The organism is Flavobacterium alkalisoli, from assembly GCF_008000935.1.
Taxonomy (GTDB): domain Bacteria; phylum Bacteroidota; class Bacteroidia; order Flavobacteriales; family Flavobacteriaceae; genus Flavobacterium; species Flavobacterium alkalisoli.
The window spans coordinates 3,082,218-3,094,902 of the sequence record NZ_CP042831.1 but is presented as its reverse complement, the minus strand read 5'-3'; the positions used below and the strand labels follow the sequence as shown (position 1 = coordinate 3,094,902).

The 12,685-nt window shown below is 34.1% G+C and carries 7 protein-coding genes; 5 read left to right on the top strand and 2 right to left on the bottom strand.

Translation table 11 applies throughout. The annotated features are described in order from the left end of the window. Positions 1 to 14 precede the first annotated feature (14 nt). Both FUA48_RS14115 and FUA48_RS14110 read left to right on the top strand, forming a co-directional pair. Entirely contained in the window at positions 15 to 935 is a 921-nt protein-coding gene (locus tag FUA48_RS14115; protein ID WP_147584126.1) for a PorP/SprF family type IX secretion system membrane protein, read from the top strand. A gap of 12 nt (positions 936 to 947) precedes the next feature. Next, on the top strand, positions 948 to 2,879 hold the full coding sequence (locus FUA48_RS14110) for an OmpA family protein (RefSeq protein ID WP_147584125.1): 1,932 nt from the start codon (positions 948 to 950) through the stop codon (positions 2,877 to 2,879). Positions 2,880 to 3,033: 154 nt separating this feature from the next. Here the strand turns inward: FUA48_RS14110 and FUA48_RS14105 are convergent, their stop codons facing one another. Then, positions 3,034 to 3,978: an alpha/beta fold hydrolase gene (locus tag FUA48_RS14105; protein ID WP_147584124.1), complete on the bottom strand. Its 945-nt coding sequence runs from the start codon at positions 3,976 to 3,978 to the stop codon at positions 3,034 to 3,036. 258 nt (positions 3,979 to 4,236) lie between these two features. Between FUA48_RS14105 and FUA48_RS14100 the strand changes: the two genes are divergently transcribed. Further along, the gene (locus FUA48_RS14100) at positions 4,237 to 4,635 is read left to right on the top strand and encodes a hypothetical protein (protein WP_147584123.1); all 399 of its coding nucleotides are present in this window, start codon (positions 4,237 to 4,239) and stop codon (positions 4,633 to 4,635) included. Positions 4,636 to 4,840: 205 nt separating this feature from the next. On the opposite strand, the gene FUA48_RS14095 is transcribed toward FUA48_RS14100, so the two are convergent. Next, on the bottom strand, positions 4,841 to 7,597 hold the full coding sequence (locus FUA48_RS14095) for an RCC1 domain-containing protein (RefSeq protein ID WP_394349169.1): 2,757 nt from the start codon (positions 7,595 to 7,597) through the stop codon (positions 4,841 to 4,843). A gap of 615 nt (positions 7,598 to 8,212) precedes the next feature. On the opposite strand from FUA48_RS14095, the gene FUA48_RS14090 reads away from it, so the two are divergent. Next, positions 8,213 to 11,710, top strand: coding sequence for a hypothetical protein (locus tag FUA48_RS14090; protein WP_147584121.1), 3,498 nt, complete (start codon positions 8,213 to 8,215; stop codon positions 11,708 to 11,710). Then, complete coding sequence (locus FUA48_RS14085) at positions 11,695 to 12,684, top strand: hypothetical protein (RefSeq protein WP_147584120.1); 990 nt, start codon at positions 11,695 to 11,697, stop codon at positions 12,682 to 12,684. The genes FUA48_RS14090 and FUA48_RS14085 overlap by 16 nt, the downstream gene beginning before the upstream one ends. Position 12,685 lies beyond the last annotated feature (1 nt).

Sequence of the window (12,685 nt, the reverse complement as noted above, 5' to 3'; positions counted from 1 at the left end):
AATAATAGTTGATTATGATTTACAAAATAAAACAAATACTGACATTATTTATACTGTTTATTGTATCACAGGCTTATAGCCAGCAGGATCCGCAGTATACCCAATATATGTACAATACATTGAGTGTAAATCCGGCATACGCAGGTTCTTTAGGACATTTTACCCTTACGGGTATTTACAGGTCACAGTGGGTAGGTATTGACGGAGCTCCTGTAACGCAGACATTAAGTATGGATTCGCCCGTAGGCAAAAATGTAGGGTTAGGTCTTTCTTTTCTTAATGAGAGCATTGGTCCGTCTGAAGAGCAATGGTTAAATGCAAATTTTTCCTACACAATAAAGACTTCAGAAACAATGAATCTGTCTTTTGGTGTAAATGCGGGTGGAAGGATATTAAATATTGACTGGAGTAAGGGGACTATGCAAAACGGAGATGATTTTCAATATCAGGATAATATAGTCAACCGTTTTTTACCTACCATAGGTGCAGGGGTTTACTATGATGGAGAAAGAAGCTACGTAGGGCTATCGGTACCTAACTTTTTAGTAGATGAAAGGTATGATGGTACAAAAGAAGGACTGGCAGATGAGCGTATGCACTTTTATCTAATCGGAGGATTGGTTTTCGATCTTTCGGCTAATACAAAGTTCAAGCCTGCTTTTTTACTTAAATATGTATCGGGAGCACCGGTTGTAGCCGATTTATCAGCCAACTTTATGTTTTATGACAAGTTTAGAATAGGAGCATCTTATCGTACAGGCGATTCGGTAAGTGGCTTGGTAGGGTTCCAGTTAACACAGTCTATATTAATAGGATATGCTTACGATTATACTACTACAGAACTCCAGCAATTTACCTCAGGCAGTCATGAAATTATGTTGCGGTTTGAGCTTAAATCTAAAGAGGAAGGTTTAAAATCACCAAGGTTTTTTTAATACGGTTTGATTATGAAAAAAATAGTTATACTAATATTTATTTTGGGAGCTTACACAGGCTTGGCACAAACCGGGAACAAAAATGCCGATGCATTGTTTGATAATATGTGGTATGTGGAAGCTGCAAAAGCCTACGAAAATGCTATAAAAAAAGGTGATACTTCGCGTATAACACTTGAAAGGGCAGGAGATTCCTATTACTTTAATACCCAAATGCAGGAAGCTAATAAATGGTATGGACAATTGGTATCAGAATATCCTAATGAAGTTTCTTCAAAATATTTATTTCGCTATGCACAAACATTAGAGGGTACACAAAATTATCCTTTAGCAAAGAAATGGATGAAACAGTTTGCAGAAAAAGCATACAATGATGACAGGGTAAAAGATTTTTCTTTAAAAGATATTACAATTGATGATCTGTTGGCTCTGGAACCTCAGTTTACATTGCAAAACCTGTCTATTAATTCCAAGAATTCAGATTTTGCGCCTATGTATTTTAAAGGTCAGCTTGTATATGCTACAGCTATAGATTCCTCTTATTTCCATACAAGAAAATACGGATGGAATAACCAGCCTTTTCTTAATTTACATCTTGGAAGGATTAATCCGGTACAGACCGATGTAACTTTTCTGGAAAAGTTCTCGAAGGATATAAATACCAAATACCATGAAGCCTGTGTGGCTTTTTCGCCTGATGAAAAAACCATTTACTTTACCAGGAATAATTATGAAGGTAAACTTAAAAAAGACGGTAACGGGGTTAATCATTTAAAATTATATTCTGCCACAGCAGTAGAAAAGGACGGAAAAATAAGATGGGAGAATATAAAAGAACTGCCTTTTAATAATGATAGCTATTCGGTAGGGCAGCCGGCAGTAAGTAAAGATGGTACAAAGCTTTATTTTGTTTCTGATATGCCGGGAACAATAGGGGAGACTGATATTTTTGTTGTAGACATATTAGGCGATGGTAACTACGGACAGCCTAAAAACCTTGGAGAAACCATTAATACAAATGGAAGGGAGATGTTTCCTTATGTGACCGACAGAGCATTGTATTTTGCTACCGACGGGCATTTGGGATTGGGCGGACTGGATGTTTTTGAAAGTGTTATTACAGATGGTACATTTCAAAAACCGGTTAATCTTGGAGGACCTCTTAATACTAATATGGATGATTTTGCCTACATAGTGAATGAAGAAACAAATAAAGGCTTTGTCTGTAGTAACAGAAAAACCGGAAAAGGGGATGATGATATTTATTCTTTTGAAAGAACGCCAATAGTTTGTAAACAGGTAATTAAAGGGATCGTTTCTGAAGAACTCACAGGTGAAAGGATATCCGGAGCAACGGTTGTTCTTTATGATACAAAGGGAGTAGAAAGGGAACGTACAGTATCACAAATTGGTGGAGAGTATGCTTTTACAACTCCTATAGACTGTAATATTAATTATTTTGTAGAAGCTTCCAAACAAGGATATAGAGTGACTAATAAAACGGTGCTTACAGGAAGTGTTACAGGTGAAACTGTAGTTCCTCTGGGTATTAGCCATGAATTGATAATTAAAGAGAACGGATTGCTTAAAATCAAGATTGACATTATTTATTTTGATCTTGATAAATCTTACATCAGAAATGATGCTGCTGTAGAGTTGAATAAAGTAGTGTTTTTAATGAATGAATATCCTAATATGGTAATTAAGATAGAATCACATACTGATTCCCGTGGTAGAGATCAATATAATTTAGAACTTTCTGACAGAAGGGCTAAAGCTACCAGAGATTACATTATATCGCAAGGTATAGCTGCAGAAAGAATTGAAAGTGCAATAGGATATGGTGAAACACAGCTTATAAATGACTGTTCTAATGGTATACCTTGTACTGATGCACAACATGAAATGAATAGGAGGTCTGAGTTTATTATATTGAAGATGTAATAATTAACTATTTTTATTAAGAAAATACATTGTTTAAAATACATAAATACAAACCAAGTCAGGTTACCACCTCGTCGGCAGCTTTAAGAACACTGTCGGAAATTCTTTCCTTAACCTCAATCCCTGTTATTTCCTTAATATCATCAGGCATGCATTACTTTTTTGTATCCAGAAATTCAATTATACGCCTGTCTACCTCATCTTTTTGGTCTATAGTAAGAAAATGCCCGGCATCTTCAATAACTGCAGCATTTATTTTAGGCAGTATTTTACCTGCTTTTTCAACTATATTACTATTATTAAGAATATCATGATCGCCAACAAGCACTAATACAGGTAGTGTTAACGCTTTAAGTTCTTTCTTACTGAAAGGAGTCATTTGCAGCACATCAAAATTAGACTTTGTATTTTTTACACCAAGGTACATCTGTTCCTTAAAGGCAGGAGCTATTTTTTCGGGCCTGCGTGAGAGGGCATTCACAGCTTTTTTTAAATTATTTCTGTTTGGGAAGAATTTAAAATTAGCAGCTGTCATAGTTTTAGTATCAACCTCAATATTGTTAAAGGTTTGTACCGGTGCCAGCAATATGAGTTTTTTTATTCTGTCCTTAGAATGTAGCGTATAATGTGTTGCCATCCATCCGCCTCTTGACATTCCGACAAGATTAAACTGTTCTAATCCGAGATTATTGAAAACCTGATCATACCAAGAAATAATCTCATCTGTATTAAGTTTATCGCCTTTTGAAACTGATTTTCCGGGCTCCATTAAATAATCTATGGTATATACCCTGTATTTTTTTGCATAATCCCCAATATTTGGATACCACATAGTAGAGCTGGCGTCCATACCATGCAATAGTACCAACGGCTCACCAGATGTAGGACCGCTTATTATAACATGTGCTGTGCCAAAGGAGGTATTAATATCTTTTTCCTCATAAGAAACAGGCCATAGTTTCATTGTATTATTATACGAGGTGATATATTTTTGTTCGGCTTTAGAATCTTTAAATACAAAATGGCTGCTTGCTGTTTTTGTTGCCCCACAGCTTAATAATATAAAAGCAGATACTATAAAAAGTGATTTATTGAACATAGATACTAAGATTTATTATCAAATTTCTGACATAATACAGTTTATCTGTATGACCATTTTTAAATATTTAACTAAAATGGTATGTTTTTAACGGAGTTTCCGGCATTATAGATTTTACACAATATTTCAATATAATCGAATGCAGGCAATTATACAAAAGAACATCACTCAAATCTTTGCTAATACGCTGAGTGAAAATAATTTTTCCTTAAATCCCAAGTGCTTTTGCGATATAAACTTAGTAGGTACAATAACTTCTTGAGCAATCCAATTCGCTTCAAAAAACAGGAATTTGGTCATGAACCAAAGAAGATCAAGGATTCCCTACAGCAGGTATTGATTGTCAGTATACCCCAACCGAATACCGCTTATTTGGATATGACCTATGTAAGCAGAAGTAATGTTGGTGACAATTTGGAACTGGCCTGTAAAAAACAAAATCTGATCATTGATCTGCGTAATCAGTTTGATTCAAGGGTACTGCTGGATATGGCCGGGGTGTTGCTCCCCAAAGAAGCTGACTTCTTTAAATCCACTTATGCAGATGCGGGCCGCCCGGGGCTACTGCGGATTAAAGAAGGCCAGAAGAATTTTCAGCGGAAAGCTTGGCCGCGACCGCTTCCTACAGCCGGAAGGATTTTTACAAAATATCTTTAGTGACAGATATGCCTAAAAACGAAAAAACCTTAAAACACTAGTGTTTTAAGGTTTTTTAACTTTTAAAGTTTCTTTTGAAACTTCTTTTGCGGAGAAAGAGGCTCCGCAACCTCATTTAAAACACCAGTATTTACAGGGTATTCACAATAATATCTAAAACAGGGTAACCAATAGGGTAACTCTGAAATTTTTATAAAATTATGAATTATTTTATAATTAAATTCTTTTTCAAAACTCCTTTATCAGTATGGATAATAATAAAATAGCTGGATGCTGATAAAAAAGAGGTATCTATCCTGTCAATATTACCTTCTATATTAAATAACTTTTTGCCTAACATATCATAAAAATCTGTTGATAGGATAAGTATATCCTCAGGCTTTTTTATAGTAATAAAATCTCTGGCAGGAATCGGATAGATTGATATGTCCCCTTTTGTAAAATCATTTATATTTAATGATGAGTCTACAACCGTTACAGTTGCGATGTCAGAAGATTCATTTCCAGCATTATCATAAACAGTTAGAACAACTTCGTATATTCCAGGTTGAGTAAAATTATTGATATTAATTTCTATGCTTTCTATATTGCAGTTATCATAAGATCCATTATTTATTTCCTCTGAAGTGATAGTAATTGATGCAGCTCCGTTAAGATCCACTGTTATGTCTTGCGTTATAACGGTAGGACTTGTAACATCTTCAATTATGATTTGTTGTTCCTGGTCAATACTATTTCCGTTACTGTCTTCAAATGTCCATAGAATTGTATAATTACCCTGTTCACTAAAATTTAATGAATTGTTAGTTGTGGCAATAGTTTCTCCTTCACAATCATCAATAGCTGTCGGAGTCTGTATTTCTTCAGATGTAAGTCCACATTCTGATATTAAATCAGGTAAGGTATTTATTGCAGGCACCGGAGCTTGGGTATCTTCAATCACAACTTGCTGTTGTTGAGTAAAATTATTTCCGTTACCATCACTATAAATCCAAATTATAGTATATGTGCCCTGATCAGAAAACTCTAATGAATCTTCTGTAGTAGCAATAACTACTCCCGCACAATTATCTAGAGCTGTCGGATATGTTATATCATTATTTGAAAGAGAACATTCTCCTGAAATTGAAGGCAAAGTTTCCAATGTCGGCACTGGAGCCTGTGTATCATTAATGATAACTGACTGCTGCTGAGTTGTTATATTTCCATTTCCATCATTATAGATCCAATTTATAGTATATGTGCCCTGATCAGAAAATTCTAAAGAATCTTCTGTAGTAGCAATAACTACTCCCGCACAATTATCCAGAGCTGTTGGATGTTCAATATCATTCTCGCTTAATTCACATTGAGAAGAAAGTGTAGGTAGATTTTCTAAAGTTGGAACAGGCATTTCACTATCTTCAATTAGTACCTGTTGACTTTGGGTAGTAATATTTCCGTTTCCATCATCATAAGACCAGATTATGGTATAACTGCCCTGCTCATCAAAATTTAAAGAATTACTTGTTGTGGCTGTAATTTCTCCGGCACAACTATCAATTGCAGTCGGGATGCTTATTTGTTCACTTGTTATACTGCAAGAAGCTGTAATTGTGGATAAGGTTTCTTGAGAAGGTACCGGCAGTTCGGTGTCCTGAATAATAACTTCCTGCTCGACAAAAATGGCATCTGCTTCATTTCCGAATTTCCAAACTATAGTACCTGTCTCAGTTAGAGGAAATGCTCCAAGGTGAAGCGATGCTGTCACCGTACCTCCGCAACTGTTAGTTGTAGTAGGTATTACTATATCGTCAAATTCAAGGGAACATTCAGTGACTAAAGGAGAAAGGGAAGGAGTATTTATATTACATATTATTTCTGTACAGGTTGTCCCTATCTGAATTAATGTAAGACTGTCAACAAAAGAATCATTACCAAGAGTTCCAAATTCGTTATCTCCCCAACTGTAAAGAGTTCCATTATTTTTCAATGCAATACTGTGATAAAAGCCTGTAACAGCCTGTGTCCAATTATTATCAGTACCAACCTGGACAGGTGATGACTGATTTACCCCGGGAGTGACATTCCATACTTCCCCGGCGACATTTCTTCCCCATGACCATAATGTACCATCCGAACGTATAGCCAGACAATGATTTGTTGACTCAATGTGTTGCCAGGTATTTGCGCCTATTTGTATCGGAAATATTTGATCACTTGAAGAAGCATTTCCTACCTGCCCAAATCCATTACTACCCCAGCCCCACAGTGTGCCATTCCCCTTAATGGCGTAGCTGGCGCTATAACCGGCCTCAATAGCAATCCAGTCGTTATCTGTGCCAATCTGTATAGGCACATGTTGATTGCCCATTAGCCCTATTCCCAGTTGCCCATATGAATTTAATCCCCATGCCCATAGTGTTCCATCGGATTTTAAGGCTAAAGTATGCTGGGCTCCTAAAGAAACGGCAACCCAGTTAGTATCTTCGCCAACCTGTGTTGGTGTATTAAGATTTGTTGTTGAGTTATTTCCAAGTTGTCCATAGAAATTCGCTCCCCACATCCATAATGTTCCATCAGACTTTATGGCAGCACTAAAAGATAATCCGGCTTCGGCCAGTATCCAGTCGGTATCTTCACCAACCATTTCAGGAATATCTGCCCCGCCATTGCCTGTTTGTCCATAGCTGTTAGAACCCCAAGCCCATAATGTCCCATCAGATTTAATTGCAAGTGAATACTGGGTACCAGCACTGACACTAGTCCAGCTATTATCAGTTCCAATTTGTATTGGAGATGGTTGATTATTTCCTGAGTTGTCGCCTATCTGATCGTTCTCATTTTGTCCCCAGGCCCACAACGTTCCATCAGTCCGAATAGTTAAATTATGAAATACTTTTGAGCTAACTTTTGTATAACACTGAGAATAGGAAATCAAATAGAAAAACAAGAGTGCAACTGTTATATAAATATTTTTCATATGGATAAGATGTGAAATTTTTACAAACATATAAAATATTAATTTTCATAGTTTTATAAATTCTGACTTTAATACTATTGTAACAAAAAATGCTTTATAAGAAAATAGTCTTATATTTGCAGTGTGTAATTTACTTTAGAGATATAAAAGTAAAATATCATATAATAATTTAACGAAATTTTTATTATAAATTTACTTTCAAACAATATTTGCTTGTATAGTTAGTTATATATTTGTAAAACACCTTACCGTTTAATTTATATATTGATAATATTCTACTGTTATCCTTTCTTCAATAACTATTTGTAATTAGTAATAGTTGTATATATCATATTAAATTCTAAGCTTAAGGTTTTTAGTTATTTAAGATTTCAGAATTTAATATTATGGAAACAAATTCACAAGTTTACTTTCAATTATTTTTTTTATTCGCAATTAAAAATTGCTACTCTGTATTGTTTCAGATTTTTTATCGCAAAAGATTATCTGAAAAAGCAAGAGATTTTATTTCGATGTAGTTCTAATGTTATAAGCTTGGTAAAGTCATTGTAAGAATATTAATGGCTACAACATGTTTGTATATTTCTATTTAATTTTTAATACAACTTAGTATTTATGGCGACTTCTTATTTTTTTACAAATACAGACGGTTTATCGGAAGAGAATAATCTGGGTTTTGGACCTATAGATGAAAATAGTTTTAGGGTTACTTCCTCCTTTACTTTTACTGGCGAACTTAAGGCGTATGCTGTGACTGACGGACATTTATTCGTAGTTCCCAATTCAGCCTACAGTGACAAGGTGAACGTTGTTTTGAAGCCTTTGAATTCTTTATATATGGGAGTGAAAATCAAATATCTGATTTACAGGGGGATTAAAAAAAGTAACTTTATAAAGACTTTCAATAATGAAGATTTAGTTACAGCTTTGGGAGATCCTGACGCAACTCCCTTAATTGCTCAGCTTTGGGATGATTTTGGAGAGTTTAATGCCGCTAACCCGAATGAGCAGTTTAAAGCAACTTATATAGGGATAGATTCCAGTATCACTTCTGATGAGAAGATTATAAAGAAATTTTTTAACCAAACCACCTATAATTTACCAAAGGTTAAAGCCGGAGATGTTATTGGTTCCTTTAAAAATAACTTAGGGTTTGACGTGGTTATTGATTTTGGTGACTATGTGCAGAGTATAGAAGAATCGGGATTTAGTCTTGATATAGACTATCTGAAAGCGAAGGAATGTATCTTAAATGTCAATAGTAGTAATCCTTCAGATATAGCGGGTAATAAACCTGCTTCGGTAAGCGATAAAATTTTCAGAGAAAATGTTTTTATGTTTTTGGATCCTGCGGCTTTTTATGGAGCTCATATATCTGTCGAAAGCTTGCAAAGTAAGGATATTCAAAGGAATAGTGATGTTAACAAGGTCATACATTTTCCAGATAGTAATAGTAATTCGGATAAAATTTTTTATACTTCGGAGATTTATTTGAACATAATAAATAAATTCATAACAAAAAATAATTTGTACCTATATGTTTTAGGAAAAAGGGGAAGGTCCGTTGACTTTTATAATCCACCTGGACCAGCTAATGTTCATAGCGGTGTATCTAATTTTTTAAAGACACAACATTGGCCTATAAGGATAATTACAGGTAGTACATCTCCAGGAATTTCAAGAACAAATGAAAATTTTATGTGGCCACGTCTTGAGGGACCGCAGCCTAATACAAGTAAGTATCCAATACCTGAGAACACAATTTATTTCAATATACAATTTGATTTAACAAAAAATGAAACGTTCGATTCGTTTTTCTACCTAAATGATTCATTTAACAAAAGTTATTATATTGAAGAGAGGTATGCAACAGATGTTGGCGACAAGACTGTAATAAACCCAAAAGATCACACGGACATAATATTTAAAAAGCCGGCTTATATCAACAATATTTCAGGAGGTATTACTCAAATAGATAATGATCCTGATAGAGTAATGGTTGCAAATTTTGTATATGCATTTTATCGAGAGACTGATTTAGTTGATAATTTTAATAATTGTGAGGATATTTTTGGTCCTATAGATTTGGAAAGGATTTACGAAGCTTTAGATTATGAGAATAATGATAATCTTATCGAGACTGTCGTATACAAAAAATTAGCAATGGCTAAATTTAATAACTCAAAATACTTGACACAAAATTATATTGTTTATGATCAGGCTGCAGCAAATAGATTATATGTGGCATATACAATTGATTCTCCTGAAACTGAATTTATTAAAAGTACACAGGAATTAATTGCTAAATATAGTATAGACTATGATTTGAATAGTATTTTTAATATAAATGATGCTTTAACAGGTGATACTCTAAGATTTTGGAAAAATCAAAAAATGGTTAATGGTACTCCGATTTTTTATCTTAGTATAACAGGTAATGGTACAGATTTTAATAATCTTAATCGGAGTTATATGTTGGGTATTACTAATGATCAATATAACAGCCTTTTAAATATTAATACAGATGACAAATTAAATATTTATGTAGAATTTAAAAACTTGTCATATACTGATGGGGTGTATAGTGCTGAGGTGGGAATTAAATATGAAAATATTGATGGAGAGGTTATTGTGGCTTTTCCCGCGGTTGGAAGTGAGATAATGGTTTACTCCGGAAATGGTCTTATATTTACTAGTACAGGATTTTCTAATTCGTTTAGTTATGCTTCACAAATAGCAGATACCATTGTCAACTTTTTACCAAAAGATAATTGGAAAGGGATACCATCGGATAATTTTTATGGCATTGGTGAGTACGGAGTTGACTGGATGCGTACTGAACCATTAAGTTCCAGTAATATTTATTATCCTCCTTTTAGTGAAATTACAGGTATCCTTATCGGACAGACTGATATGAATCAATTTGATTTACCCTTTGAATTCAGACCTGAAATATATTCTCAGTTAAAAAGAGAGATATATGATGCTGTTCTCGTTCCATGGGGAACCTTACCTAATGATGAGTATTTTACAACTTGGCTAAGACTGGGTCCTGCTGAAGAGGCTGTTCTGAAGTTAAGAATTATTGTAAATGCTGTTCCTGAAAGACTTACTATAACCTACGAAGCAAGTAATTATGAAATAACCGTATATAATGACGGTACTGAAATAGGAAATAGAGAGAATAAACCAAATAATATCAAGGATTATATATTACCGGGATCCCTTTTTACAGACTCCTCCATAGAAGATAATTTTACAATAAAGATAAAAAGACTACAAGAAGCATCAGCAGATGAACAAAATAGAAGACTTGAGATATTTGCTACAGAAAACATTAATGGCCAAAGAAAAGAAAATATTGCGGGGATGATTAAAATTTTTCAGGAGCCGGAAATACAGCTCAATGTTATCATTGCTAATGTTACAATTAAAAATTTTGATGGACCTGGGACTACTATTGTCAGTCGGTCGATGTATGATAAACAACGTGATTATTTAATAAGATATTTACACCAAGCAGGAATAAAGGCTAATATTCCGATATTTGATGAGAGTCCAATAATTGATGTATCGACCGATCCTAAATTTCTATTAGGAGGTGATTATATCGTTAATTCCGGAGATGGTATTCTAATTGCAGGAAAAATAGAAGGCACACCTCCCTCAGGCTATGTTCCTATTAAAGATTACCTTAAGAGTAAACTTCCCGATGCTGTTTCAAATCCTATACCTGTAAATGGTTTGCCGCAAACGAGTTTAATAATCTATTTTATAAACCGCAGAGCAAAAACTAAAGATGCAATAACAAATCAAGCTGTTGAACTAGATGGCAGATTTCTTGGAGGCTTTTCATCAGGGGAAAATTCAGACGCGATCATGTTTACACAGAATGAAAATGATAAAATTACTTGCGCACATGAAGTCCTGCATTCGTTGGGGTTAGGGCATACTTTCAGTAGGTGGGAAAAATTTTCATTTGATTCGAGAAAAACGGATAATATTATGGATTATACTCAGCTTGCTACTTCATTGTATACTTCCCAGCCAGCAACATATTATTGGCAATGGTTAAAAGCACGTAAAATAGCACAATCATGGAAAAGAAAATAGTCCTTATTACAATTATTATTATAGCTGCTTTTACATCATGCACGGTGAGTAAGGCACCTAAATATAAACAATATGTCATGAAAGAAAAATTTGTCAATATTAAAGGTGTGAATGTACCCGAACTAACACCGGAACGAAAAGTCTTCAATCCTTCTAAGGAATTAAAAAGAGATATGAAAAACAGCTTACTTAGGAGCCAAGTAATAGAAATTTATGGTAATAATGATAATGCTTATTGGGAGGCTAGAAAGAATCATTTAATTAAGGTAACAAATGTTAATACAGAATCTTATAATTATGAGTATGTCACCTACGACCAAACTTACTTAAAGCCTAAAGATAAGTATGATGTTGTACGTTATGCTTATTCAGGTGATAACATATTAAAATATATTGAAGAAATTAAAATGCAGGTTTTACCTCTTGACGATAATATATATACTGGGAACTCCGAGTATTCTGAATTTACAGATGAGGCCCTCGTAGAATATACTTGTTGGTTTTCTTACTATCCAGATGGTACTATTAGTCATTATTCCTGTAATATAAATAAGGCTAGAGTTGGCAGTATGTACTTAATATTTCGGGGCGTTTCTATCGGTGCAGAAGACGGTTTTGATGAAAATGGAGATTTATCAATGTCTGTTAATCATGAAGATGGATTTAAAATGGATTTTGCAACAATTATATCAATTATATTAAAAGGAAGAAAAGAGCTTATTGATAATGACGATACTGTATATAATGTAGCGATACTTGATATAATACGGAATAAAAACAAACTAGGAGATTTTTGGATAGTTCCTTATAGGTTAGGAGAAAAAAGATTGTTGCACAGAATTATTGATGGTAAAACAGGACTTGTTATAGATGAATTTGAAAATAATGAGGAGATGTATCAAAAATATACTGAAAAAGATAAGGAGCAGCAGGAGAAAATTGATGAGTTAAGGAAAGTTTTCATTAAAGATTAGA

Bases quoted from the DNA above. Each gene is read 5' to 3' on its own strand.
- FUA48_RS14110 (WP_147584125.1), top strand. From the start codon at position 948: ATGAAAAAAATAGTTATACTAATATTTATTTTGGGAGCTTACACAGGC.
- FUA48_RS14090 (WP_147584121.1), top strand. From the start codon at position 8,213: ATGGCGACTTCTTATTTTTTTACAAATACAGACGGTTTATCGGAAGAG.
- FUA48_RS14115 (WP_147584126.1), top strand. From the start codon at position 15: ATGATTTACAAAATAAAACAAATACTGACATTATTTATACTGTTTATT.
- FUA48_RS14095 (WP_394349169.1), bottom strand. From the start codon at position 7,597: ATGAAAAATATTTATATAACAGTTGCACTCTTGTTTTTCTATTTGATT.
- FUA48_RS14085 (WP_147584120.1), top strand. From the start codon at position 11,695: ATGGAAAAGAAAATAGTCCTTATTACAATTATTATTATAGCTGCTTTT.
- FUA48_RS14105 (WP_147584124.1), bottom strand. From the start codon at position 3,978: ATGTTCAATAAATCACTTTTTATAGTATCTGCTTTTATATTATTAAGC.